This is a genomic window from Rhodococcus sp. ACT016 (assembly GCF_050477185.1).
In the GTDB taxonomy this organism is placed as follows: domain Bacteria; phylum Actinomycetota; class Actinomycetes; order Mycobacteriales; family Mycobacteriaceae; genus Prescottella.
In genome coordinates this window covers 2,705,080-2,730,919 of the sequence record NZ_JBEAET010000001.1, presented here as the reverse complement: position 1 = coordinate 2,730,919, position 25,840 = coordinate 2,705,080, and the positions used below count along the sequence as shown (strand labels likewise).

The 25,840-nt window shown below is 65.1% G+C and carries 25 protein-coding genes and 2 pseudogenes; 16 read left to right on the top strand and 11 right to left on the bottom strand.

What is annotated here, in order from left to right:
- Positions 1–40 precede the first annotated feature (40 nt).
- Positions 41–2,218, bottom strand: coding sequence for an alpha-ketoacid dehydrogenase subunit alpha/beta (locus ACQ5DX_RS12610; RefSeq protein WP_430332948.1), 2,178 nt, complete (start codon positions 2,216–2,218; stop codon positions 41–43).
- Between the two features lie 460 nt (positions 2,219–2,678).
- Here ACQ5DX_RS12610 and ACQ5DX_RS12605 point away from each other — a divergent pair, with 460 nt between their 5' ends.
- Genes ACQ5DX_RS12605 through ACQ5DX_RS12595 form a run of 3 tightly spaced genes read left to right on the top strand, consistent with a single transcriptional unit; the run spans position 2,679 to position 5,628 of the window.
- Positions 2,679–3,353, top strand: a complete 675-nt coding sequence (locus ACQ5DX_RS12605; RefSeq protein WP_430332947.1) for a GntR family transcriptional regulator — start codon at positions 2,679–2,681, stop codon at positions 3,351–3,353.
- Between the two features lie 28 nt (positions 3,354–3,381).
- Positions 3,382–4,122, top strand: coding sequence for an SDR family NAD(P)-dependent oxidoreductase (locus ACQ5DX_RS12600; protein WP_430332946.1), 741 nt, complete (start codon positions 3,382–3,384; stop codon positions 4,120–4,122).
- Positions 4,123–4,170: 48 nt separating this feature from the next.
- Positions 4,171–5,628 carry an NAD-dependent succinate-semialdehyde dehydrogenase gene (locus ACQ5DX_RS12595; protein WP_430332945.1) on the top strand — a complete coding sequence of 486 codons (1,458 nt, stop codon included), beginning with the start codon at positions 4,171–4,173 and terminating at the stop codon, positions 5,626–5,628.
- A 189-nt stretch (positions 5,629–5,817) separates the two neighbouring features.
- Here ACQ5DX_RS12595 and ACQ5DX_RS12590 read toward each other — a convergent pair whose 3' ends face one another.
- The gene (locus ACQ5DX_RS12590) at positions 5,818–5,979 is read right to left on the bottom strand and encodes a hypothetical protein (RefSeq protein ID WP_430335816.1); all 162 of its coding nucleotides are present in this window, start codon (positions 5,977–5,979) and stop codon (positions 5,818–5,820) included.
- Here ACQ5DX_RS12590 and ACQ5DX_RS12585 point away from each other — a divergent pair.
- The 6 genes and pseudogenes from ACQ5DX_RS12585 to ACQ5DX_RS12560 form a co-directional block, all read left to right on the top strand.
- Positions 5,900–6,127 (top strand): annotated as a pseudogene (locus tag ACQ5DX_RS12585) (cyclase family protein); the annotation flags it as partial. The gene ACQ5DX_RS12590 and the pseudogene ACQ5DX_RS12585 sit on opposite strands and share 80 nt — an antisense overlap.
- A gap of 40 nt (positions 6,128–6,167) precedes the next feature.
- Positions 6,168–6,680: a VOC family protein gene (locus tag ACQ5DX_RS12580; RefSeq protein WP_430332944.1), complete on the top strand. Its 513-nt coding sequence runs from the start codon at positions 6,168–6,170 to the stop codon at positions 6,678–6,680.
- A 24-nt stretch (positions 6,681–6,704) separates the two neighbouring features.
- Positions 6,705–7,412 (top strand): annotated as a pseudogene (locus ACQ5DX_RS12575) (ABC transporter ATP-binding protein); the annotation flags it as partial.
- A gap of 178 nt (positions 7,413–7,590) precedes the next feature.
- Positions 7,591–8,472: a TolB family protein gene (locus tag ACQ5DX_RS12570; RefSeq protein WP_430332943.1), complete on the top strand. Its 882-nt coding sequence runs from the start codon at positions 7,591–7,593 to the stop codon at positions 8,470–8,472.
- Between the two features lie 215 nt (positions 8,473–8,687).
- Positions 8,688–9,302 carry an AAA family ATPase gene (locus ACQ5DX_RS12565; RefSeq protein WP_430332942.1) on the top strand — a complete coding sequence of 205 codons (615 nt, stop codon included), beginning with the start codon at positions 8,688–8,690 and terminating at the stop codon, positions 9,300–9,302.
- A 388-nt stretch (positions 9,303–9,690) separates the two neighbouring features.
- Positions 9,691–9,957: a hypothetical protein gene (locus ACQ5DX_RS12560; protein WP_430332941.1), complete on the top strand. Its 267-nt coding sequence runs from the start codon at positions 9,691–9,693 to the stop codon at positions 9,955–9,957.
- Positions 9,958–10,315: 358 nt separating this feature from the next.
- On the opposite strand, the gene ACQ5DX_RS12555 is transcribed toward ACQ5DX_RS12560, so the two are convergent.
- From ACQ5DX_RS12555 to ACQ5DX_RS12545, 3 genes are all read right to left on the bottom strand, one after another.
- Positions 10,316–11,206 carry an alpha/beta fold hydrolase gene (locus tag ACQ5DX_RS12555; RefSeq protein ID WP_430332940.1) on the bottom strand — a complete coding sequence of 297 codons (891 nt, stop codon included), beginning with the start codon at positions 11,204–11,206 and terminating at the stop codon, positions 10,316–10,318.
- A gap of 49 nt (positions 11,207–11,255) precedes the next feature.
- Complete coding sequence (locus ACQ5DX_RS12550) at positions 11,256–11,915, bottom strand: TetR/AcrR family transcriptional regulator (protein ID WP_430332939.1); 660 nt, start codon at positions 11,913–11,915, stop codon at positions 11,256–11,258.
- Between the two features lie 202 nt (positions 11,916–12,117).
- The gene (locus tag ACQ5DX_RS12545) at positions 12,118–12,456 is read right to left on the bottom strand and encodes a hypothetical protein (RefSeq protein ID WP_430332938.1); all 339 of its coding nucleotides are present in this window, start codon (positions 12,454–12,456) and stop codon (positions 12,118–12,120) included.
- A 550-nt stretch (positions 12,457–13,006) separates the two neighbouring features.
- On the opposite strand from ACQ5DX_RS12545, the gene ACQ5DX_RS12540 reads away from it, so the two are divergent.
- From ACQ5DX_RS12540 to ACQ5DX_RS12530, 3 genes are all read left to right on the top strand, one after another.
- A complete protein-coding gene (locus ACQ5DX_RS12540) occupies positions 13,007–13,696 on the top strand; it encodes a TetR/AcrR family transcriptional regulator (RefSeq protein ID WP_430332937.1) in 690 nt (229 codons plus the stop codon).
- Entirely contained in the window at positions 13,689–14,903 is a 1,215-nt protein-coding gene (locus ACQ5DX_RS12535) for a serine hydrolase domain-containing protein (protein ID WP_430332936.1), read from the top strand. Before ACQ5DX_RS12540 ends, ACQ5DX_RS12535 begins: the two co-directional genes overlap by 8 nt.
- Before the next feature lie 408 nt (positions 14,904–15,311).
- A complete protein-coding gene (locus ACQ5DX_RS12530) occupies positions 15,312–15,713 on the top strand; it encodes a hypothetical protein (RefSeq protein WP_430332935.1) in 402 nt (133 codons plus the stop codon).
- A gap of 204 nt (positions 15,714–15,917) precedes the next feature.
- Here ACQ5DX_RS12530 and ACQ5DX_RS12525 read toward each other — a convergent pair whose 3' ends face one another.
- Positions 15,918–16,466 (bottom strand): AAA family ATPase, encoded by a 549-nt coding sequence (locus ACQ5DX_RS12525; RefSeq protein ID WP_430332934.1) that lies wholly within the window; start codon positions 16,464–16,466, stop codon positions 15,918–15,920.
- A 387-nt stretch (positions 16,467–16,853) separates the two neighbouring features.
- Between ACQ5DX_RS12525 and ACQ5DX_RS12520 the strand changes: the two genes are divergently transcribed.
- Entirely contained in the window at positions 16,854–17,693 is an 840-nt protein-coding gene (locus tag ACQ5DX_RS12520; RefSeq protein WP_430332933.1) for a class I SAM-dependent methyltransferase, read from the top strand.
- Between the two features lie 248 nt (positions 17,694–17,941).
- On the opposite strand, the gene metA is transcribed toward ACQ5DX_RS12520, so the two are convergent.
- Positions 17,942–18,856 carry a homoserine O-acetyltransferase MetA gene (gene metA, locus ACQ5DX_RS12515; RefSeq protein WP_430332932.1) on the bottom strand — a complete coding sequence of 305 codons (915 nt, stop codon included), beginning with the start codon at positions 18,854–18,856 and terminating at the stop codon, positions 17,942–17,944.
- A gap of 100 nt (positions 18,857–18,956) precedes the next feature.
- Between metA and ACQ5DX_RS12510 the strand changes: the two genes are divergently transcribed.
- Positions 18,957–19,151 carry a helix-turn-helix domain-containing protein gene (locus tag ACQ5DX_RS12510; RefSeq protein ID WP_430332931.1) on the top strand — a complete coding sequence of 65 codons (195 nt, stop codon included), beginning with the start codon at positions 18,957–18,959 and terminating at the stop codon, positions 19,149–19,151.
- A 423-nt stretch (positions 19,152–19,574) separates the two neighbouring features.
- Here the strand turns inward: ACQ5DX_RS12510 and ACQ5DX_RS12505 are convergent, their stop codons facing one another.
- Positions 19,575–20,747 (bottom strand): lipase family protein, encoded by a 1,173-nt coding sequence (locus ACQ5DX_RS12505; protein ID WP_430332930.1) that lies wholly within the window; start codon positions 20,745–20,747, stop codon positions 19,575–19,577.
- Between the two features lie 180 nt (positions 20,748–20,927).
- Positions 20,928–21,554, bottom strand: coding sequence for a TetR/AcrR family transcriptional regulator (locus ACQ5DX_RS12500; RefSeq protein WP_430332929.1), 627 nt, complete (start codon positions 21,552–21,554; stop codon positions 20,928–20,930).
- Between the two features lie 1,510 nt (positions 21,555–23,064).
- Here ACQ5DX_RS12500 and ACQ5DX_RS12495 point away from each other — a divergent pair.
- Positions 23,065–23,841 carry a hypothetical protein gene (locus tag ACQ5DX_RS12495; protein ID WP_430332928.1) on the top strand — a complete coding sequence of 259 codons (777 nt, stop codon included), beginning with the start codon at positions 23,065–23,067 and terminating at the stop codon, positions 23,839–23,841.
- Between the two features lie 284 nt (positions 23,842–24,125).
- Positions 24,126–24,566: a hypothetical protein gene (locus ACQ5DX_RS12490; protein ID WP_430332927.1), complete on the top strand. Its 441-nt coding sequence runs from the start codon at positions 24,126–24,128 to the stop codon at positions 24,564–24,566.
- A gap of 403 nt (positions 24,567–24,969) precedes the next feature.
- Here the strand turns inward: ACQ5DX_RS12490 and ACQ5DX_RS12485 are convergent, their stop codons facing one another.
- Together ACQ5DX_RS12485 and ACQ5DX_RS12480 are read right to left on the bottom strand one after the other, a co-directional pair.
- Entirely contained in the window at positions 24,970–25,224 is a 255-nt protein-coding gene (locus ACQ5DX_RS12485; protein WP_430332926.1) for a hypothetical protein, read from the bottom strand.
- Between the two features lie 175 nt (positions 25,225–25,399).
- Positions 25,400–25,834 carry a PaaI family thioesterase gene (locus tag ACQ5DX_RS12480; RefSeq protein WP_430332925.1) on the bottom strand — a complete coding sequence of 145 codons (435 nt, stop codon included), beginning with the start codon at positions 25,832–25,834 and terminating at the stop codon, positions 25,400–25,402.
- Between the last annotated feature and the right edge of the window lie 6 nt (positions 25,835–25,840).

Here is a 25,840-nt window from a genome sequence, read left to right as displayed (position 1 = left end):
CCTAGAAGGTCAGCTGGTGGGTCTACCGGGGGAAGGTGGATCAGGCGCCGGTGATCTGTGCCAGCTTCGCGACGATCTCCTCGGTCCTGGCGATCGCGGCACGCTCGAGAACCTTGCTGATGCTCGGCGACGCCTCAGCGCCGGTCACCCGCTGAATGGGCTGGTCGAGCCAGTCGAAGAAGCGGCGCTGAATCTCGTCCGCAAGCCAGGCGCCGTACGAGGTGCCGCTGGCACCCTGCTCGGCGATGAGCACGTTGTTGGTCTTCTTGATGCTCTCACCGATGGTGTCCCAGTCGATGCTGGCCTTGTCCAGCCACCGCAGGTCGATGATGTCCGCATCGGTGCCGAGCTCGTCGACGGCCTCGATGCAGTGATTGACCATCGACAGGTACGAGATGATCGTGATGTCGTCACCGGTGCGACGACGCGCGGCCTTGCCGACGGGGAGGAAGTAGTCGTAGTCCTCGACAGGGCCCTGTCCGGTCGTGGCGTACAGATCGACGTGCTCGATAACCACGACCGGGTCGTTGCAGAGCAGGGCGCTGTTCATCAGTCCGACATAGTCGTAGGGGTTGGAGGGCGCCACGATGCGCCAGCCCGGAGCTGTGACGAACACGCCGGCCGGGTCCATGGAGTGCTGCGATCCATAGCCGGTGCCCATCGCAACCTTGCTGCGCAACACGAACGGCACGGTGCTGTCGCCACCGAACATGTGCCGCGCCTTGCCGATCTGGTTGAAGATCTGGTCGGCTGCCACCCACATGAAGTCCGCGTACATGAACTCGACGACCGGCTTGTAGCGGCCGTCGAGCGCGATGCCGCCGCCGAGGCCGGCGAAGGCGTTCTCGCTGATAGGTGTGCCGAGAATCCGGTCCGGGTACTCGGCCGACAATCCGCGGGTCGCACCGTTGGTGCCGCCGTTGAGACGGTGAATGTCCTCACCCATCACCACGATCGAGTCGTCGGTGGCCATCCGTCGGCCCATCACCTCGGCGACCACGTCGATGAACTTGCGGTCGGCGAGCTCACCGGTGAAGTCGGCAGGCTCGACGAAGCGCGCGCCGTCGAACTCGCTCAGGTCACCGCGCAGGCCGACGTCGACGAACGACACGTCGGGCCACTCGGACGCCTTGATCTGCTGCTGTCCCGGCCTGCCGCCGGGCACGGGCTCGAGCAGTTCGTCGCCGATCTCACGCATCATCGCGGCCGCTCGCGCCACAGCCTTGTCGATGTCGTCGGCGGTGAGGATGGAGCGACGCACGACGTGCTCGGAGATGAGGGCGAGCGGATCACGCTTCTTCCACTGCTTCTCCTCCTCCTTGGTCCGGTATCCGAAGGCGCTGCCGGGGAACGGGCCGTTCTGGTGGAAGAACCGGTAGACATCGACCTCGATGATGGTCGGGCCCTTGCCGGCGCGCATGTGAGCGAGCGCTTCCTGGGTCGCCAGGTGCACCGCCAACGGATCCATGCCGTCGACCTTCCAGCTGGCGATGTTGAATCCGAGACCTCGCGCGGACAGTCGGGGCTCGCCGGTCGCCTCTTCGACATGGGTGGAGACGGCGTACTGGTTGTTCTCGATGAAGAAGCAGACCGGCAGCTTCCAGGCCGCGGCGAGGTTGAACGTCTCGAGTACCGATCCGATGTTGACGGCACCGTCGCCGAAATACGTCACCGAGACGGCGTCGGTGCCTGCCTGCTTGTTCGACCAGGCGAATCCGGCCGCCTGCGGCGCTCCGCCACCGACGATGGCATTGGTGCCCATCGCCCCTGCTTCTTTCCACTGCAGGTGCATCGATCCGCCACGCCCCCTGCAGTATCCCCGGGCGAGTCCGCAGATCTCGGCGAGGCTGCGAGTCAACACGGTGCGGACCTCGGGCGAGATCTCAGCGGTGGGATCGAGTCCGTCGGGCGCGACGTGGCCCAGGGCCTTCGCGAGGAACTGGTGATGTCCACGATGGGAACCGTTGATCGAATCGGCCGAGGTGAGCCCCACGATCGATCCGACGGCACCGCCTTCCTGCCCGATGCTCGAGTGCGCGGGGCCGTGGATGAGGCCCTTGCCGGCCAGCTCGAGAACGTATTCCTCGAAGGTTCGGATCCAGATGATCTGCGCGAGCATCGTCTCGAGTAGCGCCGGGTCTGCGGTGTCCCAGTCCTTGGTGGTCGCGGTCAGCTCTACCCACGGGGACGCGGCGGTGAGCTTCTTGTGCGTAGTCATCAGTCAAAACTCCGAAGTCGAGAATGCAGGGCGACGGCGGGTGCGAGTGCACAGCACGGTCGGCGTGTCGGCGATCACAATGCCATTCAAATGGATCCATTTGCAAGCGCACTCCCCGGAGGGTCGTCACGCGGGCGGCGCCAAAGTGCTTGACATCACCAGATAAATGGGTGCAGAGTGCAACCGAAGATGCTCCCGCGTCACGGCGGCGAGCGGGCTATGGATCCAATTGAGAACGGGTGGTTTGATGCACTGATGCGATCGGGCTGATCCGAGCCACCCTTCTTCGGGCTCGTGCGCACCGGCCGTCGCTACCTCACCAGCGGACGGCTCCTGGTGCGGGCACACCGACGGTGTGGGAGAGAATCGGCACACCTGCCCACGTGGCGGCGGCCAGGCACGAGACCACTTTGGAGGAACAGTTTTGGAACAGCCCGCTCCCACTACCGGGGCTTCGTCGGTGGCAAGTCAGCGCATCGCGGACCATCTGCGAGAAGAGATACTCGCTGGACGGATGCACCCGGGCGAGAGGATCCGGCAGGAAGAAGTTGCCGCGCGCACCGGAGCGAGCCGGCTCCCGGTCCGGGAGGCGTTCCGCATCCTCGAGGCCGAGGGGCTCGTGGAACTCAAGGCCAACAGTGGCGCCTGGGTCTCGATGATGGACCTGCAAGAATGCGATTTCATCTATCGGGTACGCGAGCGAATCGAACCGATGGCGCTCTCCGAGAGCATTCCCCGGCTCGCGGCTCAGGATCACCAGCGACTGCTGGCCATCCAGGACGAGATCGAAGCGAACGACGATGTCGACCGCTTCCTCACCCTCGACAGGGAGTTGCACCTACTTACCTACGGAGGGTGCCGGATTCCGCAACTCAACGCGATGGTCACCCGGTATTGGAACACCACACAGCACTACCGCCGGGCATACGCACGGCTCACCGGCCTCGAAGGTAAATGGATCATCAACGCCGAGCACCGGCTGCTCATCGACGCGATCATCCGATGCGACGACACAGAGGCGGAACGCTGCCTGGCCGGGCACATCCGGCGCACTCGAATCGAACTGTCCAAACACCCCGAACTTTTCGACCACACCGCACACACCGCTCACGACGAGAGCGATGTGGCCGACTGACCAAGCCGATCGACCCAAGGAGAACCCCATGGCCACCGACTTCACGGGACGCACCGTCGCCATCACCGGCGCCGCGGGCGGAATCGCCAAGGCACTGGCCGTCCAGCTGTACGCAGCCGGCGCCGACCTCGTGCTCGGCGATCTCAACGGCGCTGCATTGGCGGATCTCGAGGCTTCGCTCTCCGGCGGCCCCGGCCGGGTCGAGGTGACCGACCTGGACGTCACCTCACCCGAGTCGAACGCCGAGTTCGTTGCACTTGCCACCACGCAGTTCGGCGGAATCGACAGCCTCGTGCTCTCCGCCGGCATCTACCCGGAGCAGCCGATCGCGACGATCTCCGACGAGCAGTGGCGCACGACGATGTCGGTCAACCTCGACGGCGTCATGTACCTGACCCGGGCCGCAATTCCCCACCTGCGCAAGAACGCATCGATCGTCAGCCTCACTTCCCTGGCCGGGCACCGTGGCAGCAAGAACCACGCCGCGTACGCCGCCACCAAGGGCGCCCTGCTTTCGTTCACTCGCAGCCTCGCGTGGGAACTCGCTCCGGACGTTCGTGCGAACGCGGTGTCTCCGGGCATCATCGAAACACCGATGACCACATCCCTTGTGGAAGCGCAGCACGATCACCTGATCCGCTCGACCCCGCTCGCACGTTTCGGCAAGCCCGAGGAGGTTGCCTCCGTAATCGCCTTCCTGTGCAGCCCCGACTCGAGCTTCGTCACCGGTGAGGTCATCCACGTCAACGGCGGCCTGCACATGGGCTGATCTCCCGCATCGCCGAAGCCCGCCCATCACCACAGAGGATGCCCCGACATGTCCACCCTGACAGCCACGTCCATTGTTGACTCCGTACCCACGGACCTGCTGATCGCCGGCCGCTGGGTGCCGACCGACACCCGCATCGCTGTCGACAACCCGGCCACCGGCGAAGTGATTGCCCACGTCGCCGATGCCACCGCCGCTCACGGCGCGAGCGCGCTGCACGCGGCCCATACCGCCGCAGCAGAGTGGTCCGCGACAGATCCGCGATACCGTTCCGACATCCTGCGGCGGGCCTTCGAACTGGTTCAGGCCCGCTCCGAGGAACTGGCCCTCCTCATCACCACCGAAATGGGAAAGCCGCTCGCGGAGGCACGTGGTGAGGTCACCTACGCCGCGGAGTTCCTTCGGTGGTTCTCCGAGGAGGCGGTTCGCATCGCGGGCCGGTACTCGCAGGCCCCGCTCGGCGGTACCCGGCTGATCACGATCAAGCAGCCCGTCGGCCCCGTGCTTGCCATCACGCCATGGAACTTCCCCCTCGCGATGGGCACTCGGAAGGTCGGACCCGCCTTGGCTGCGGGGTGCACCGTGATCATCAAGCCTTCGGAGTTCACCCCCCTCACCACGCTCGAGTTCGGGCGGATTCTGCTCGAGGCCGGGGTGCCGGACGGGGTGGTCAACATCATCACCACCTCGGACGCGCCTGGCGTGTGCACGCCGCTGATCGCCGACGAGCGCCTCCGCAAGATCACGTTCACCGGTTCGACACCGGTCGGGCGCAAGCTCATCGAACAGAGCGCACACAACGTGCAACGAGTATCGATGGAACTCGGCGGCAACGCCCCCTTCATCGTCTGCGACGACGCCGATCTCGACCGGGCAGTCGATGGGGCGATGCTCGCCAAGATGCGCAACAACGGAGAAGCCTGCACCGCGGCAAACCGTTTCATCGTGCACAGGTCGGTTGCGGAACAGTTCACCGCCCGCTTGAGCGAGCGCATGTGCGCTCTGGTAGTCGGAAACGGCGTCGACGCCGCCACCCAGCTCGGACCGTTGATCAACGAGAACGCGGTCACGAAGGTTCGCGAACTTGTCGACGACGCGGTCGCCCGCGGAGCTCGAGCGATCGCCCCGGACACAGCACCGAGGGAGATCGGCTACTTCCATCCGCCGACCGTTCTCACCGACGTGCCGCCATCCGCGCGCATCATGTCCGAAGAAGTGTTCGGTCCCGTCGCCCCGGTGACGACTTTCGACACCGACGACGAAGCACTACGACTGGCCAATGCCACGGAGTACGGGCTTGTCGGCTACGTGTTCACCGAAAACATCTCACGCGCAGTACGTTTGGCCGAAGGTCTGCAGACCGGGATGGTGGGACTGAACCAAGGAGTCGTGTCCAACCCGGCCGCACCGTTCGGCGGAGTGAAGGCTTCCGGGACCGGCCGCGAAGGAGGCACCGAAGGCATCGAGGAATACCTCGAGACGAAGTACGTCGGTCTCGCCCTCTGACGATGCCGTGAGAACGGATGCGAGAGCCCGCCGAAGAGATCCTCCTTCCAGCGTGGCTCCCACATCCTGACCTGGAGACAATGATGAACGACATCACACCCCCGACGGCCGTCCCGCCGGTAACCGATCTGCGTGCAGATCAACTGACCAACTGGGGCAGACGGGGCCCGGAGGCCGACGTCGGTTCACTCAACTACCGAGAAGGGCATCGTCGGCCGAGGAGTCCTGATCGACATCGCCCGTCACCGTGGAAAAGGCAGGCTCGACAAGGACCGACACCATCGCCAACGAGGTCACCACCGACCCGGCCTCGGGAGTCGTGCTGCCACAACACAACGCGTTGATGCCCAACCTCGGCATCACCTTCGCAGAGATCCTCGCCCTCGACGACCTCGCCGCTGACTGTGCCGCCGATGGCCAGTACAGCTTCCGCTGGACCGCCGCGCAGCTCGAGGTTGCCGAGGGAACGGGCGCCCCGGACAACCCCATCGTCATAAAGCAGCCGCTCGTCCGATCGACCAGAACGGAGTACACACATCGTGTCAGCACCAACCCGCAAGGGAATTCCCGGCCTCCGAACGGTCGACCACATCGGCATCACCGTGCCCAATCTCGAAGAGGCCACCGCCTTTCTGGTCGACGTGATCGGTTGCGAGTACATGTACACGCTCGGTCCGTTCCGGAGCGACGACACCTGGATGAGCGACCAACTGGGTGTGCATCGCGACACGGTCATGCGTGAGCTGCGATTCTTCCGCTGCGACAGCGGAACCCAACTCGAGGTGTTCGAGTATGAGGCACCCGACCAGGGGACCGTCGTCCCCCTCAACAGTGACGTCGGCGGTCACCACATCGCCTTCTACGTCGACGACCTCGACGCGGCCATCGCACACCTGAAGCAGCACAACGTCGAGCTCATGGGTGAACCGACCGCCAGCTCGGGGCCCAGCGAGGGCCAGCGCTGGATCTACTTCCGCGCACCCTGGGGCCTGCAGATGGAATTAGTGTCCTACCCCGCCGGCAAGGCATTCGGCAGACAACAGCCGCAGTAGCAGCGGATCCGGCCGGCTCCTGACGAGATTGCCGACGGCGGCGTCACGGTCGTCGTCGGGTCGAATGGCTGCGGAAAGTCGACATTGTTCCGGGCACTGTCGTGGCTACGCAAGCACAGTGCCGGGCAGGTGCTTCCGGATGGCACGTCGATTACGTCCTACCCGGCCAAGGAAGTGGCTCGCAGGCTGGGGCTGCTGCCACAGACATCGATCGCTCCGGACGGTATCAAGGTCGCCGATCTCGTTGCGCGTGGCCGGTATCCACATCAGAAGCTGGCCCGCCAGTGGTCGAGGGAGGACAAGGCCGCGGTTGATACCGCAATGGCCGTCACCAGGGTTACGAATCCGTCGCCGCGCACCGTCGATGAACTGTCTGCCGGTCGGCGCCAGCGTGTGTGGGTGGCAATGGTTCTCGCGCACCCCCTCGTCTTGCTGGACGAGTCGACGACCTTCCTCGATTGCGCACCAGATCGAATTGTCGGAGTTGTGCCGCGATCTCAACGAGAACGACGGTCACACCCTGGTAGCCGTCCCTGCACGATCGCACCACGCGTGTCGCTACGGAACCGCATCATCGCCATGGAAGGACGGTGCAGTAGTAGCCCGAGGGCCCGCCAGCCGAGATCATCACCGAAGAACTGGTTCACAAGGCATTCGGCGTGGAGTGCCGCATCATCGACGACCCGGTTTTCCCGCAGACGGCTCGTGCTCCCGCCGGGTCGCGAACGGCGCGTCCAACCTTCTGGCGGTCATCCAGGGCCGACTCGATCCCGCGACCTTGGGGCCGGTTTCGGACTGGCGGCCGCTGTTCGATTCGTATGCCGAGATGGCTGACACTCAGGCCGGCTGAGGCACACCGGCTGCGCAGGGGTCCTGACACCACGAAATCGGCTGCTGCGATGATCACGGGATGCGTTCCTCCAGGTTATTGCCCGTTCTCGCCGCCGCGTCCGTCATCCTGGCGGGGTGCGCGAACGACTCGTCGCCTGCACCGGTGATCGTGTCCTTCGACGACGGGTGGGGTCAGATCTTCGTAGCGAGCGTCGACGGCAGCGATCTGCGGCAGGTCACCCCGACCGTGGCCGACGACATGTCCGATGGTCGATATGGCAACTACGCCGCGCTGTCACCGGACGGCGCACTGTTGGCCTACACCCGAGGAGGTAGGTTCATCGACCTCGTGGATCTCGAATCGGGTGAAACGAAGACGGTCTACGAGGGCGGCTATCAGCCCGTCTTCTCACCGGACGGGTCCGCCATCGCGTTCTCGACCGGCGGCAGTATCAGCATCATGAACACCGACGGTTCCGGCGTGCGCGTCATCGCCCAGCAGGAGTCCGCATCCGAGGCGACGTTCTCGCCCGACGGGGCGCGGGTGGTCTTCAACGTCGGCGGATATATCGTCGAGGCGCCGACGGCCGGTGGGGAATCGAAGGTGCTTCTGCGGGACCAGTTCTGGAACGCGGACCCCGCATATTCACCCGACGGATCCACGCTGGTCTTCTCGAGCAACCGCGGCGGCAACAACGGCTCCGAGATCTACTCGATGCCCGCCGGAGGTGGAGAGATCACCCCGCTGACCGACACGTACGCGGTTCATCCGCAGTTCACCCCCGACGGATCCCGCATCATCTACTCCAGGGCGACGACACAGTCGGGGGAGCTGGTCACCGACTCTTCCACCTCGACCCGTGTCGAGCTGGCTTCGATGAACCCTGACGGATCCGACCAGAAGCGGTTTACACCTCGTTCGATCACCGCCCAGAGTCCGAGTATCGGCGGGGGACAGTGATCGCGGATCAGAGCTAGGGCGTGTCTGACAGACGTGTAAACCGTTGTGGTGTGGGGTTGTTCGGATGGCGCGCTTTCGGGTGTTATTGATGAGCAGTGCGGGTCGATCACGGATCTGGCGCCGTGGTCAGCGTCGGGTCGGTGAGCCAGTCATGGCCCTCGTCACCATGTGGCCTATAGTGCCGTCGGGGCCGCCCCCGGGTCACTCGTCACAGGATGATCTGGAGCGCGCCTTCCGGTTTCCAGAACATCGACGCCATGAACCGGAGAGGGGCAACGCTTGTCATGTTGACGGACTCGGCACGCTTCATCGTGATCACCGGCGGACCAGGATCCGGAAAGAGCACCCTGATCGATTACCTGCAGGAAGCAGGCTTCTCGCGGTCGCACGAGGCAGGGCGGGGCGTCATCCAGGACCAGATGGCCATCGGGGGACGCGCACTGCCGTGGAACGATCCCGAATTGTTCGCGGAGCTGATGCTCTGCTGGGAACTCCGCTCCTATCGCCAGGCGGCGACCCGCAGCGGACCCGTCTTCTTCGACCGGGGCATCCCCGACATCATCGGCTACCTCCGCCTCGAAGGGAGGTCGGTACCTGAACACCTTCACGCCGCCGCCTCTACGTTTCGCTACCACGCTCGAGTGTTCATCGCCCCGCCCTGGCCGGAGATCTACGAACAAGACGCCGAACGCAAACAGCCACTCGCCGAGGCAGAACGAACCTACGACTCCATGCTCACGACGTACGCCGAGTGCGGCTACGAGCTCGTGGAGCTTCCTCGTGTGCCCGTGGAAGCACGCGCACGATACGTCACCGATCGCCTCCGCTGATCACTTCGGAGCTACTCGTAAACATTGCCGAGGCCTCGTGACCCGCTACGACAAGCACTCCATCATCTGCCACGCCGCCTTGACCGTCATTGCCTCGACCCAGCAATTATCAGACACGCCCTAGTCGGACACCCGACCGCGTTGGGCCCTGGCACACCGCTGGGCACCGGGTCCGCGATCAAGCTCCGAGCATGAGGGCCGCACGATAACCGCGGCCGCCGACACCTGCGGGGCAGCGCGGCCAGGCATGAAAAAGGACCGGATGTGTTCGGTCGCCTCCCGGCGATAGGCGCAACGCAGCTCCAGCCGTAGCTCGGACGGATCGGTCACCATCAGTGGCTCCGACGGCGTCTACACCATCACGGGAACGCTGGCGCCGGGCGGAACGGTGACCGTGGTCTACAGCGTGACCGGGAAGCCGTACGCGGAACAGGGTGACCACAACCTGGTGGCGCTGGTTATCGATCCGGCGAATGTTCCTGCGGGAGTGCTCGGTTCGTGCACCATCGGCGGCCAGTGCGTCGGGGTCGCGGCAGTGGACACCGCGGCCGTGCCGATGATGAACCCGGCTGTCGCGGGAATCGCCATGGCGGCGGTCGCCGTGGGCGGAGGCGCGTTCCTGATCCCGCGTAGGCGGGCATCCGCGACGGTCTGATCAGACACGCCAGGCACCGCGCTCACGCTCAGGATCATCATCGACTGCGTCCGATAGGGTTCTCGGTTCGAGTTCTTGTGAGAGGCGCAGCAGTGCCAGAGTTGGTGCAGGTTCGTTCCTGAGTGTGACGCTCTTCAGTCCGTTTCAGCTGGTCGCGGTGAATCTCGGTCTGCTTGTGGCGCTGCGCGGGATTTCTTCAATTTCTGGTCGCTTCGACGCGAGCTCTCCGCGCCTTGGGGATCGTGAGGTACTCCCGCATCGTCGCCGCGGGGTGATACCGCCACGACGTACGGCGGGATCCTGTCCACGCGCGTGGTGTTGAGCTACGGGCTCGGAGTCCGAAGGTGCCTACCGGTACTCAGGCGGGCGAACGTTCCAGCAAGTCCTGGATGAAGGCGGCCACTTCTTCCGGCTTCTCCTCTGCCATGAAGTGGCCAGCGTCGATCGCTTGGTACGTGGCGGCCGGTGCCCACTGCTGCCACAGGGCCTGGGCGTCGAACCCCAGTTGCGAACCCCAGTCCTGGGAGATCACACCCACAGGCATTCCCAACTGGGCGCCGGCCTCTCGGTCGGTTCGGTCCATCTCCAGGTCGATGCTGGCCGTGGCCCGGTAGTCGGCGACGATCGACGGCACGGCCCGCGAGGAGCTGTCTACGTAGTGGCGGCGCACGTCCGGCGGGAAAGTCGTCCCGTCGGTGTCCCACGCGTCGAGGAAAGATCCGAAGAAGTCGTCGGCGACGGCCTCGATCATCCTCTCCGGCAGGCCTTTCGGCTGCGCCATCAGGTAGAGGTGCCATGCGACCGCGGCATCGACGCCGTGCAGCACGTCCCACGTGTCCATCGTTGGCAGCACGTCCAGGATGCCCAAATGGGCGACAGTCTCCGGGTGGTCCAGGGCGGCCCGGACACCGACGAGAGCACCGCGGTCGTGACCGATCAGACTGAACCGGTCGTGACCAATGCCGCGCACAACGCTGACGATGTCGTGCGCCATCGTTCGCTTGGAATAGGTCTCAGGGCTTGCTTCCTCGGGTTTGTCGCTCGCGCCGTAGCCCCGCAGGTCGGGCGTGATCACCAGATACCGCTCGGACAGCCGCCGGGCGACGTGACGCCACATGAGGTGCGTCTGCGGGAAGCCGTGCAGCAAGACGACGGGATCGCCGCTGCCGCCGACGGCGACGTTCAGCTCGATGCCTCCCTCACCGGGAATCCGGTGGTAGTCGAAGCCGTCGATGGTCAGGTCCGTCATGGGCACACCTTTCGGGTATGTGAATGGATGATGGGCTCGGCAGCCGCGGTCACGAGAAGATGGCGCGGGTGGGTGGCTCGGGGTTCGCCGCGCTCGCGCGGAGTGCGGGGACGAGGATGTGATCGACCAGGTGGGCCAGGTAGCCGGTGCCGGTGGGAAGCGCATTCAGTCGACGCAGAAGCAGTACCGATCCGGTGATCTCCTCGTATGGGAATGGCCGTGCACCCTCAGGTAGTTCGCCCCGCCCGATGGCCGCGGCCAGCACCGACGTCGGGAGCTTCGCGCCGGTCGGCCCGGTCGCCTCCTCGATATGGGTGCACAAGTCCGGATCTTCGAGGCCGGCCTGGAGCAGCATTAGACTCATCGATCCGTCGGCTGAGCGCATCGTCTCTGCGAGTCGCTCGCACAGCGCGAGCAGGTCCCCGCGCAGTGACCCGGTGTCGATCACCGTGCCCGATCCACCGGACGCGGGGCCGGCCTTGACCGCCGCGACGACCATGTCGCGTTTCGTCTCCCAACGTCGATACAACGTCGCCTTCGAGGCGTGGGCATGGCGGGCGACCGCCTCGAACGTCAACGCGTCGTAGCCGACCTCGCCGAGGAGCTCGAGCACACACGCGAGGATCTCGCCCTCACGTGCGTGGTCACGCGGTCGTCCGGGGCGAACCTCCGCCTCGGTGTTCTTGTCACTCCTATTTCGATACGACACGTTTCGTACCGTATCACCACCGATGGCGGATTGGAGTTTCCGGTCAGCGGCAGGATGTCGACCTCGCGCGAGTAGAACGCGACCACTGGCAGCTCCGTGGTGTCGTAACTGCCGAGGATCGACTATGGGCCCAGGACGATGACGGGTGGCTTGTCGAGGTTGGCGCACGCAGGCTTGATCGCCCGCCCGAGTTGTTCCTGGTTCACTTCTTCAGCAGGTCACGCAGATCGTCGAGCACCTGCAGGCGCTCGTCCTCGTCCAGCAGTATCGAGAGCGGTGACAGGTTGCGCATCTCGTTGCTGGTCTCGTCGCCCGAGTCCACGATGCGGCGGAAGCCGTCGATGTCGTTGTCGCGGACGATCTGCTCCCACCGGTCCATGTAGCTGGTCATCAGCGGGTCGCGAGAGACGTGCTGGCGGATGGTGTCGAGGTTCCGTCGCACCTTGTCCGTGTCGACCGACAGATGCTCGCGGTCGATCTTGTTCAACACCGCCATCTGCATGAGCTTCTGGCGAGTGACCTTCATGTTGACGACGGTCATCCCACACTCCCCTCATGCGCAGGCCGCCGGCGCGGCGTCGATTCGCCCATTCCACGGGGCTCGTCCAGGGCTTTCCCTCGTAGGTACAGGCCGGACGATAGCCCCGTCCGCCGACACGCGCGGGTCCGCTCTCCGCGGACATGAAAAGAGGCCCGGATGCGTTCGGTCGCCTCTCGGCGATAGGCGCAACGCAGCTCCAGCCGTACGGAACTCTGCGAGGGCAAGGGTTTGAGCCCGGGGGACACGGAACGCAACCGATCCGCCCATCGCAACGCCACCAGCGGCACACATCCCAGAGCGGGCCGCCGACTGCGAGAGCCCCGACGATGCCCGCAATCCACCCGGCGGCCGCGAGCCCACTACGCCAACGAGCTCGCTGAACCACCGATCAACTTTCGGCGGGCATCGCGCTCGGACTTGAATTGCAGCCGCTGCTGACCTCGCATGCGTAGCGCGGTGTACACGAGATCCGACGTCACGAACTGATGCTTGTGGAACCGGCCGTCGCTTGTCATCATCGATGTCATCAACGATGACAAGGAGAGTCGCCATGGCATCCGGGCGAAACCCGCGTCGGCGTTTGACACCCGAGCTCGTGGTGGACACGGCCGTTCGGATCGCGGCGCGGCGGCGCTCGGACGGGTTGACCGGCCGGGCGCTGGGCGAAGAACTCGGCGTCGACCGGTCCGCGGTGTGGCGGCACTTCGCCGACAAGGATGCGTTGCTGCGCGCGGTGGGGGATCGCCTGCTGTCCATGGCGCTCGACCGCGTGCCGGGCGGGGTCGGGCCGCGGGAACGGTTGGAGCACCTCGCGCGCGCCGTGGTCGGCGTGTTCACCACGCACCCCTACGTCGGCGCTGCGGTCGCGTCGCGCACGACGCGTGGCCCGGGTGAGTTCGCGGCCGTCGAGATGATGCTGACGGCGCTCGCTGAACTGGGGCTCTCGACCGTGGACGTCGTCCGCTATCAGCGGATGTTCGCCGACACGGTGCTCTCGTACGCCGGTGTCCGGGCCGGTTATGCCGTTCTGCCGCAGACACTGCGAGATGCCGACGAGCGCGCATGGGGGCATGACTACGTCGGCGCCGATCCGGTGATGTATCCCGCGATCGCCAAGCACGCACCGCAGCTGGCCCAGGTGAGCGCCGAGATGGTGCTCGACACCCTCCTCGAGGCCTTCTGGGTGGCCGTCGACGCCCGCCGCACCGACACTTCTCCGGAGGGGAATCCTGATGACTGAAAATATCACTGCCGCAGATGCTTCCGTGGATCCATCGCCGCCGACGCCGCGCCGGCGCCGGGTGAAGCGGGTCACGGCCTCGGCACTGGTCGCCGTCGTGGTGCTCGGTGCCGGGGCCTTCGGGGCGTCGGCCGCGATGCACATTCCGGCGCCGCCGACTCTCGTGCACCTGCTGACTGACGCGCCGTCGACCCAGGGGCAGCTCTTTGCCTCCCGGACCGTTGCCGCGCCCGCGCAGGCGCGCCCCCTGCCAGTGCACCCTGCCCCGCTGCCGGAGACGGTGCCGTGGAAGGGTGGGCGGATCTCGGCTTCCGAGTTCCTCGACACCACGCACTCCAACGCGTTCATGGTGCTTCGCGACGGGGCGATCACGCACGAGTGGTACCGGGACGGCGTCGGCGCCACGACTCTGAATGCGTCGTGGTCGGTGGCGAAGTCGATCGTCTCGCTGCTGGTGGGCCGCGCGATCGAGTCCGGCAAGCTCGCCGAGAACGAGCGGCTCGTGGACGTGCTGCCCGACCTGTCGACCGGTGGGCCGTACGACTCGATCACGATCCGCGATCTGCTCGACATGACGTCCGGCGCCGACGTTTCCGAGAACTACAACCCGTACTTCCCGTTCACCGGCACGGCGCGGATGTACCTCACGACAGACCTCGCCGGGTTCGTCCGCGATCACCGTGGATTGCAATTCGATCCGGGCACCGAGGGCGAGTACCGCAGCGTCGACACGCAGCTGCTCGGCCAGGCGGTGGCCGCCGCCGAGGGCCGTCCGCTCAGCGAACTGCTCGAGACCGGTATCTGGGGCCCGATCGGCGCGCAGGACGATGCGGCCTGGAACCTCGACCGGGCCGGCGGCCAGGAAAAGGCGTTCTGCTGCATCAACGCGACCGCCCGAGACTTCGCGAAGGTGGGACAGCTGGTGCTCGACGGTGGTCGTGTCGGTGATACGCAGGTGGTCCCGGAGGCTTGGATCCGTCGCCTGAGTACCCCTGCGGCTCATGCGGTGTCGGGTTGGGGATACTCGGCGCAGTGGTGGCATCCCACCGGCGGCAACGGCCGCGACTTGTCCGCGATCGGTGTCTACGGCCAGTACATCTACGTGGATCCTGCGTCGCGCACCGTCGTCGTCAAGCTCAGCGACCACGGCACCGAACAGGACGAGATCGATACGATCGACGTGTTCCGCGCGATCGCGGCGTCGTAGGAAGCACGTTCCAGTCGTCCTCTCGCTGGCGGGTGTAAGCGTCTCACTCAGCAGGGCGCGCGCCATCACTACTCGGGCCCGCAAGAACGACGCGCGCTCGTTGTCAGCGACGCCGCTGGCCGACCGTCGATCTGCATCGCGACGCCCGCGTCGTTCTGGAGCGTGTGGATCGCGGTCGCCGAGCATCCGAACGCCACGCGGAGCACAGTGATCGGGCTGCTCGAGCCCGATCCGCGCCGCCACGGGGTGGTGCACAACGCAGCTCGGAAGCGGCTCGAGCGTGAGGCCGTGGAGTTCGGCGACGGAGGGATGCCAACCGACTATGCGGCCAGACTGGGCCCGTGCACAAGAAGCAATAGGATATGACACACGGCGCGGATCCGCCGGGCGAGGCGAAGGGCGAAACGCATGGGAGCATGGGCAAGCGCGCCGTGGCACAACGATGCGGCGGCCGACTGGTTTGGAGACGTCTTCGCGGGCATCGACATTGATGCGCGCATCGGCGATGCCCTCGAATACGACGACGATTACGATCGGGTGCGCGCCGCGTGCTACCTGCTCGCCGTGCTCCGGCACAGCACGGTTTGGCCCGGCGATCTCGAGCGCCTCGACGGTCACCTCGAACGGGGGGTCGAGATGCTCACCGACATGATCGAGCCGAGCCGGAGTCGGAGTTCCGTGAGCTCTGGGAAGACGACCCGGAGGTCATCGAGGCCGTTCGCGGGGAGATCGCGGAACTCGAGGCTCGCCTCGACGGCGAGGGCGACGAAGACGACGAGGACTAGCTGGTGCGGGACACGACGTTGTTGACATCTGTTGCCCTGCCCCGGCTCTCGATGGTCGGTTGATGCACGAGGTATGAGTGTCCCTGCCGTATGGGGGTGGGATGAGGAACCAAACACCTGTCGGTTGCCCCATCCACCACAACTGCCGTGGGCTCCCCACTGTCGCCGGGAACCGGCCACCAGCAATCCAACTCCGCACTGGTATCACCGACGCCATGAGCTCGAGGGGCTACCCAGCAAGCAGTCGAAAGCGGCCATCGAGAATGGCCTCCGCCGCCCGTCGCATACTGCGTTCTTCGGTTTCGCCCGAGGTGTCGAGTACATGGTTTTCGAACTCACCGAGGTCGGAGAATTGATCCCACATGGAGAGGATCGGCTCCTCGTCGATCAAGGCGCTAGGCGCGGTTCGGGCTTGGGCTCGCTTCAGCGTGATGTTGCGCTGCGGCCGGAGCACCACGTAGTGGACCGCGAGCTCCGGGTACTGTGCTGCTCGGGTCCGGAAGTGGTCGAGCATCCACGGCCCCACGATTCCGTCGATCACAGTGGCGAAGCCGCCGAGTGCATAGGTATAGGCGGCGCCTGCGATCACATCCATGACGGTCTGGTTCTGCGCATCAGACGCGGGATCGTACGGGGGTATCGCACCCGAGACGATGTAATGCCAGAAGTCGTCCGTGTGCAGATGAACGCCCTTGCTGTAACAGGAGGCAAGCTTCGCGGCGAGAGTGGATTTGCCGGCCCCGGGTGGGCCGGTCAGGATGATCACGTGTCCGGTCACGGACGACAAGCTACCCGCATCGTCGTGCCTGACAAGCTACCCGCATCGTCGTGCCTGAAGTACTGGGAATTACAGGGATCGCAGTGAGTAAGTTCCGCCGCTTCTCGCGGCAGAGTGAACTTTCAACACACTCCTTCGCTTTCAGCACGTCAGCTACTGCGCACCGAGCGGAGCGAGCGGGACGACAGCGGTGCTGACGAGTGTGCGGCCCACACACACTGCCAGTTCTTCAGCGGGTCCGCGTGTCGGATCATGAGCCTGTTTCGGCTGTCGAGCGTTTCTCTGCTGACCTGCGGTGATGTCAGTAGAGGGAGCGAAAATGGGTGCGCACGGCCGTCAGTCGTGTGGTACACACCGGGGACCGTGAACTGTCGAGAGGGACCCGTCATGCACATCGCTGAGGCCATTGCCGCCAACCGCGCAAACTGGGACGAGCGGGCGGATGTCCATGCCCGCTCCCTGATGTACGGCGTCGAGGGTTTCCTCGCCGACCAGGAATCCATCTCGACGGTTGTCCGCAACGACCTGTCGATTCTCGAACCGCATCTGTCAGGAACTGGCATCCGCGGCCGAAGTCTCCTTCACCTGCAGTGTCACATCGGGACCGACACGATCTCGTGGGCGCGACTCGGGGCGGTGGACGTGCACGGCGTCGATCTGTCGCCCAACTCGTTGAGACACGCGAGCCGGATTGCAAGCGAGGACGGACGCGAAATTCGTTGGGTGGAAGGCGATGTGCGCTTCGCGTCGACTTTGGTCGACCGCCGCTTCGACGTCGTCGTCACGAGTGCGGGCACGATCGTGTGGCTGCCAGAGCTCGGCGACTGGGCGCGGTCGATCCACGATCTTCTCGAGCCGGGTGGGGTGTTCATGATCCGCGACGACCACCCGATCCTGGGGTCGATGGACCATGAACCCTGGTCGATCAGCGACGACTATCTCGGTGGCGATGGGTATCGCACCTACGACGATTCGGGCTCATACACCGAGAACTCGGCAGGTCAGATCAATCAGGTTGGAAACTACGAATGGCGGCACGATCTCGGCGAGGTCGTCGGGGCCCTCCTCGAGGCCGGTCTCGTGATCGAGGCCCTGTCCGAGCTGCCGTACATGGACTGGCCGGCGTTCGACGATCTCGTGCCCTGCAGGCAAGGCTGGGAGCTGCGGCCAGGTGTGCCCCGGATTCCGCTCAACTTCGCCGTCGTCGCGAGACGCCCGTCGGCGTGAGCACCGCGGCGCACCTCTCGATGCCCGAGTGGACCGCCGTCATGCGTATTTCGTGACGAAGGAGTCGGCCGCCTGCGGCGCGACATCCTGCATTCGACAGCTTCAACGTGGCGGGGGCTCTTTCGCCTCCGTAGTGCTGAAACACCGCCCCCGCGGATTCCTACCGTCGCCTCCGAACACCGGAACCGACGGAAGGACCCATAGTGGCGAGCAAGCGTCGGAATTGTTGACGGAACTGGCTCAGCCGGTCAGGCCTCGCCTGGAATGAACGGTGTCTCCTGGTAGACGCAGTAGTTTAGCCAGTTGGTGTACAGCAAGTGCCCGTGGCCGCGCCATCGGTTGAGCGGGATGGCGGTGGGATCGTCGCTGGGGAAGTAGTGCGCCGGAGCTGGGACCGGCAGTCCTTGCTCGCTGTCGCGGCGGTATTCACGTGCCAAGGTGTCTGCGTCATATTCCGGGTGACCGGTCACGAAGACCTGGCGGCCGTCCGCGGTGGCTGCCAGGTAGACCCCGGCCTCCTCGCTCACCGCCAACACGTCGACCTCACCGGTGGCCTCGATGTCGGCGGCGTGGACATCGGTGTGCCGTGAGTGCGGCGCTAGGAACTCGTCGTCGAACCCGGTGACGATCGGCGACCGCGCGCCAGTGATCCGATGGGAGAATACACCGGAGAGTTTCTGTGGGACTTCGTGTTTGCGGACACCGTAGTGGTGGTAGAGGGCCGCCTGCGCACCCCAGCAGACGTGCAGAGTCGACTGCACGGCGCTGCGGGTCCAGTCAAGGATCTTGGTCATCTCCGGCCAGTAGTCGACGTCCTCGAAGTCGAGTTTCTCGATCGGCGCCCCGGTAATGATGAGGCCGTCGAAGTGCATATGGGCCACGTCATCGAAAGTTGAGTAGAACGATTCGAGGTGCTCGGCAGAGGTGGTACGCGAGACATGGCTGGCCATGTGCAGCAGGGTGATCTCGATCTGCAGAGGAGTATTGCTGAGCAACCGCAGCAGCTGCGTCTCGGTGCTGACCTTCATCGGCATCAGATTCAAGATGGCGATCCGCATAGGGCGAATATCCTGATGTCCAGCACGCTCGTCGGACATGACAAAGATTCGCTCCGCCTCCAGGATGGCCCTGGCGGGAAGATCGCGCGGCATAGTGACAGGCATCGCCCAGCAGCTTAGTCCGCCTCCGGTTGCCGACAGGGACCGGAGCCTCAATAGCTCCAGCGGCGCGTCGCGAGACAGCGTCGCAGGACAATCTGTCCACATGATCGAACGCAACCTCATTCGTGAACGCACCTCCGCCGCCCGGGCGCGCGGCCGGGCCTGCGGGAGCCGGCCGAAGATGACATCGAAGAAGATCAAGCAGGCAAAACTCATGCGGAACAACGGCATGAGCCAGCTCGAGATCGCCGAGATCCTCGGCGTGGGGCGCACGACGCTGTACCGGCACCTGAAGTGAACCGGTGACAGGGGCGTGGCCACCCTGCGCGCTCAACGCGCGGAACTGCCGAGTACATCGTCGGCAGGGACGGGCACTGGGGGCATCGAGAACCGACTGTCGCTGCTGATGCTGTTCTCCATCCTCGGCGCGCTGTCCGGAGGCGTCTCCGGTCTTCTCATCGGCGCCATGGTGGGGGCGCCCGCAAGAGCCGGTTCCGGGCGCAGCACGCTCTGCCGCGGCCGTGGCTGCCGGGGTGGGCGTGTCGCAGGATCAGACGCGCGAGCAGGCGGCGAATCTCGGGTGCCGTGAATCTGATCATGTCCGGATGGTTGACGCCGATTCCCCATCTGCTGCTTGGGTTTTAGTTCCGGCGAGAGACAGCCGCCGCGGTGACGGTGCTCGAGTCCACCGTCACCGTGGCGTCCTATCGGCGGTCCGCTTCTAGCTCGAACCCGAGCAGGAACTGCCGGTGCAGGGCTCTTCCCCCGCGAACAGCGCCGCGACGAACGGGGTGCTGTCCTTCTCCGACGCCGGCACCGTGCCGAGATGATCGGTCGGATAGGTGTGGAACGCGAAGTCGACGCCGTTGAGGGCGAGGTCGGCGGCCAGCTTCAGCGTCAACGGAGCGGGGACGTCAATGTCCTGGAGCCCCTGGCCGATGAAGATCGGCCTGTCGTAGCCGCTCGTCGGAACGGTGAGGATGTCACGGGCAGCTCCGACGATCGTCGCGTCCAAGGGCCTCGAGAGCAGCTGGCCGATGGAGACATCCGCGTACTTCGTCCGCGCGTCCGAGTAGCAGAGGTCGTGTTCGACGTCGTCGAGGATGGTCTTGCCGAGCGGGGTCAGGTACGAGTCGACGTCGAGGTCGGGCCGGGCGGCGCGCAGGCCGTCGAGCACGTTGGCGATGTAGACCGTGGTGCCCTTGAGCGGCAGCTTGGGGAAGGCGGGGCCGCCGAGCGGCAGCAGGTTCTCGATGTTGGAGGGCACGCCGGTTGCGACAGCGCCGCGGTAGTCGAGTTCGGGCGCGTACTCGGTGGCCAGGCGGGCGGTGAACATCGTCGCTTGCCCGCCCTGGGACTGTCCCATCGCTACCCACTTGTCGGACAGCGACGGCTCGGTCGACCGGGCGGCGCGCACAATGTCGATGACGCTGTGTGCGGCCGAGCGGCCATCGAGGTAGGGGTGCACGCCGGGTGTGCCGAGGCCGACGTAGTCGGTTGCGACGACGGCGTAGCCCTGCGACAGCCAGTGGCCGAAACTCCGTACGGTTCGGTCCAGCGGCGGGTTGGACGACGGCGCACACTGATCGGCCACGCCGACAGTGCCGTGCGCGTACGAGACGACGGGCCACCCACCCGCGGGAGCGTTGCCCTCCGGGAGGTAGAGGACACCGGTACTGAGCATCGGCGCATCCTGCGGGCCCTGCGACCAGTACGTCAGCAACGAGGCCTTCGCGATCCCGGGTAGCCAGCGGTCGGCCGGCAGGTCCTGGACATGCGTCACTGATCCAGGGGCTTCGTTCCCGGTGGCTGCCGCCGCCGGCGCGGCGGCGCCTGCCACCACGGTGGCGGCAGTGCTCGCCGCCAGCAGAAATCTTCTTAGTCGACTGGACACTTCTTCTCCTCGCTGCCATGTCGCGCGCGAATCACGCAGGACGACACCGGAAATGGACGGCTGGACGCGGAGTGTGCCAGGTCACCCTGCCAGCACACAGACCCTAAAGTAGGTTGACCGAACGGTCAAGCAATCTGGCTACGAGGTGCCGACGTGAGGGGTTCCGCGGCGATCCGCAAGTCAGCCGCGAGCGCCGCGCCACTGTTCGATACGGGCGGCGAGCCAGTCGCGGAGGAGCGCGAAGGCCGCGTCGACCCGGTCACGGTCACCAGTGCCCAACAGATCGAGACACAGCCCCCGCACTTGGGCGAGGATGAGGGTCGCTTCCGGGGTGACGTGCGCGTCCGGACATCCAGCGCGGCGCAGCCCGTTCTCGAGTGCAGCGACCCACTGTCCGACGAACTGGTCGAGGAAGCGGTCGTAACGGTCGGGCTCGAGCACCGCCTGGACGTAGATCTCGAGCATGACCCGGTACCGGCGCAGGACCGGTTCCGCCGTACGCTCGGTCCACCACTGCGTCAGTAGTGCGACGGGGTCGTCCGCGGTGCCGGAGATCAATGCAGGCGGGATCGTCTCCCGCCGCATGTTCTCGATGACCTCGGCGAGGAGATTCTCCTTGGTGCCGAAGTGATGGAGGAGTGACGCGTGCGACACTCCGATATCCTTCGCGAGCGGGCGCATCGACAGCCCGGAGACGCCGTTCTCGATAACGTAATTCGTGATGGCATTCAGAAGGTCGTCACGGCGACCGGCATAGCGCAGGCGGCGCCCGTCGACCTCTTTGTCCACTTGTCCAGATGGCGGCACGTGCATCAGCGTACCCACTCGATTCGATTGATCTGGCCCCTCCAATGTGGTGGTATGCCTGCCCTTGACTTCCGGGCCGAGAATCGGGCATCCGTTGTCTCCGGACTCGTCCGCATCAGCGAGTCCCAATACGACGACCTCGCCATACGGTTTCGAGCTGAAGCCGACCAGCAATAGGCGGAACGAACAGATCGAATCGCGTCGGATCTTGCGCAACCCAGTCCGACTTGCTGCCGGTCGTCAAACAGGACGGCAAAGAAGGTCAGCAAGGGAATTGTGGCAACAGACAACTAGTTACACCGGCCACCAAGCGAACATGGCAGCACGCTGATGAGCCACAGTCGCACGTGATCTGTGAGAAATGGGACGAACCATACCCATGAATCCATCGCGATCACCTCTCGGGTGTTTAGGGTCAGCGCCCGCCGAAGTCGGACGGGACAATCAGGGACAGTGACCACCCCTGTCGCACCCAAACGTGTTGTACAGGATCCGCTGCCAGAACTCAGGTATGGGCAGCATCCACATCCAGCCCTGACCGAACCAATCACGTGGATACACGAGGCATTACTCCGCGAGTGTCGTCCCAACCGTTCGATAAGGCTATCTGGATCTGGAGTGTCAGGGGAGAGCTTCGTAGCGTCGCGCATCTCTAGGGTCGATGGCGGCCACAATCTGGTGCGGGGCGCTGTAACGACCGTCGGCTGGGAGGCGAGATGCGGGGCAGGGGCGTCGTGTGACTCTCAGTTCCTGGAGTGGAGCCGGCAAGGGTTCACTCGTTGACACATGATGTATGACTTGGAATTTCGATCACGTTCAGGGGGAATGGAATGGCGATGACCAATCGGCGGATTCTGGCGCTGTGTGCGCTGACAATGGGGATCGGAATTGTGGCGGCGCCAGCGGCAGGGGCCAATCCGCCGTCGGCACCGCCGCCGCTCTCTTCGGGATCCTCGCTGTCGGCTGGCCTGACTGGGGCGGCCCTCGAGACCGCATTCGATGCTGGGCTACCGATTGTCGAAGCCGCAGGGTCGCAAAAGCCGCCGTGGTATTCGAATCCGACTGTCTTCTATCATGTTGTCACCGAACGTAGTTCGCTGTTGTCGCCATCGACGAAGTACGTGGTCCTCGGGCAACGGCCCCCAGAGACGTTCGGAGTCCTCCCGACTGGGATCGCAGGACCGATCGCGACTTGGGATCCCCGCGGCACCGACCCGAACGTCCAATGGAGATTCGTCAGCACACCGACCATGTGTGCGTCGAATTGCGCCGGTGTCGGTTACTTCAACTTCTGACAGCTAACCCGTAGAGCGCATCGGCGGGGGCGGCGGCACTGCGCATCTGTGGACTGGCCACGGTGTCCAGCGGTCAACAACAGGCGGGGGCACGTCGCGATCGTTCAAGAGGCGGTAACAATCGACGACCGCACAACGACATTGGCGATGTGCAGGTCGCCCATGCGGCTAGCGTCCCGCACACCAGGGGTGGTCCATTCGACCGAGGGGGAAGCATGGCCGTTGTGAAGAAGTGTGCCGTCGGCGTTGCGGCCGCGGTAGTCGTCGCGGGAGTGGGATCGGCTCCGGCGGAGACGGATCCGCTCGTCGATGCCGGGATGGCCGTTCAGTCCCTCCTTCTCGACATCGGGGTACCGATACCGGGGCAGACGGCGTTCGCGTTTCCGACGGCCGATTACCTCGTCGGTGTCGCCGCCGAGAACGGTGCTGTCTACGTAGCGAACAACAGTGCCACCGCCAAGGAGGTTCTCGTTCTTCCCGCCGGCGCCTCCACGCCGTCGGTTCTGCCGCTCGGCCAGCTCACCGAGGTGCGGGCCGTCGCAGTCGAGGCCGGCGACGTGTACGTCCTCGACCAGGACCGGGTACTCCTCCTGGCCGCCGGACAGTCGACGCCGACGGTTCTACCGTTCGCCGGGCTGCAACAACCGTTGGGCCTCGCTGTCGAACACGGCAACGTCTACGTCGCAGACACCTTCAACCAGCGAGTCCTCGAACTGCCCGCGGGTGCGTCGACCCCCGCGGGTGCGTCGACCCCCGCGCGAGCTACCGTTCAGTGGTCTGGACGGCGGGCCCGTCCAGATCGCGGTCGGCGGCGGCGACGTCTACGTCAGCGACATGTACACCAAGAGGCTGTTCAAACTCCCTGCCGGAGCCCAGGAATCGACTGCGTCTACATCGGCGACTCCGGACACAGGCAGGTTCTGTCCCTGCCCGTGAACGCCACCGCGCCCCAGCCCGGGACTGGGAGCATCACCATCCCGTTCGGGAGCTGACAAGGGGGCCTTCCTCTTCCGGGCCGTGAAGGGTTCCTTGTCGTGTACGCCAGTCGTCAAACAGGACTCATTCGCAGATTCGGCGCGGCCCTCCTCGGTAGAGGGTCCGTAGCGAAGTCAGGCAACGTGACGAGGCCTCAAAGGGGCGAACTGCGGAGGGAGCGATCGTCCCTCGCTGCCACTCGATGCCACAACAACTAGGGGAGAACATCATGAAGGCACGTAGGTTGAGGCAATTACTCACTGCAACCACCATTTCCGTAGCGGCGGTCGTGGGTGGGGCTGTGCCTGCAGCAGCCACGACGAACGCAGATCCGCTGGCGCCGCTCAGTGCGGCAGCCAGCGTCGCCCCACAGGGAATAACCACTCAGACACTGATCGCTGCCCGCAACGCGGGATTCCCGATCTACGAGGCCATTCAAGACGTCATCGTCAACGCAACGAAGATGGGCACGATCTACGCGACCGAGTACCGGCGCGTCTACGAGATCGACGCCCTGAACTCGCCGACAACGAAGTTCGTCGGGGTCGGTGCCACCGCGCCAGACCGCTTCGCCGTCGTCCACCAGGACAAGGAACCGATCGTGGTCAACGTGCGCCCACCCGCAACCCCGGACCCCTTCCAGAGACTCACGTACGACGCGACGCAGCAAACGTGGTGGAACAGCCCTCTCGTTCGGGTACCGGACGGCGGCCCTGGCATCGGGATCGCACTCGTCCGCTAGCCGGGCGCTTTGGTGCTGGTCAACTGTGCCGAGTGTCGACAATTCCGGCGCGAACTGGGACGCAACGAGCAAGATGTCGGCGATCTCTATCCCGAACTCTGGGTAGGCGATGGTGAGGATGAGCTGTCCCTTGGCCAGTCATAATTCGGTACTGACGGCCAGGGTGTTGCTCGAGAGCATCTCGGTTGCGGTACCGGTCTATGTGCTCGGTCGTCCGCTGATGTCAACTGAACTGGCGTTGTCTCGCCGACAGGGCGCCTGGGGATCAGGTCGTGGTGGCAATAATCGCTGCCGCTTCGACGGCCTCTGGCACTCGTCGCCGGAGGCTTCGCGGCGAGTTGAATTCGGCTGAGCGAACGTAGGTCGGTAGTCGACCGTCGTCGCAACGTTCGCTCTACACCGGTCACGTCTCTGTTGGGCGTGTGGCCATCTCGATCATCAGACGAGCTGCAGCATCGGTCCGCTCGGTTTCGCCGGTGGCGATGTGGTCGACGAGCATGCCGCGCCACGCTGCGCCGGCTGCCTTCGACGTCCAGAGCAGCGGCTCTCGGCCGCCGGTATCCCGAACGCCGTCGGCCTCGAATTGACTAAGGCATGAAACAGCGTGGTGATGAGCAGGTTCTCGCTGCGGAATGAGGTTCCGGAAGACCATCAGCATCAGCTGAACTCGACGTTGAGGAGTGCGATTTCGCGATCACTCAACCGCAGGGTGCCGTCGCAGCATCCATCGCGTCAGTCAGAGAGAAGAGGTTGCGCGTGTGCTGACGAGTTCTGGCACGTGGACGCGCGGTCGTTATCGGTGCCCCCTCGCGATCGGGCCGACGGGAGAGCGCTCAACCCACCTGATACGTGCCGAGCCCCTTCGCGATCAGCCGACCGGTATCGGTGGTGACGATGTCCACGGCGCACGTGCTCAGCCGACGGCCCTGCCGGACGCGCGTGCCGACGATGTCCACGGATTCGGCCTGCGCCGGCTCGAGGAACTCCACCGACATCGACACGGTAACGCCGCGTAGCTTGTCGGGGATCCGTTCGCCTGCCCACGCGGCGGCCATGATGCCGATGTCGACGCATGCGCCGAGTGCGCCGCCGTGGACCATCTCGCCGACCGTCACCAGTTCGGGACGGAACGGCATCCGCAGTCGCGCCTGGCCTTCGGCTATCTCGACAAGTGTGATCCCGAGGTGCTGCACGAACGGCGACTGCGGCAGGAACAGCCGCATCGCGTCCGATCCGGTGGCGGGGGCGGTGTCGAACCCTGTGGTCATGACATC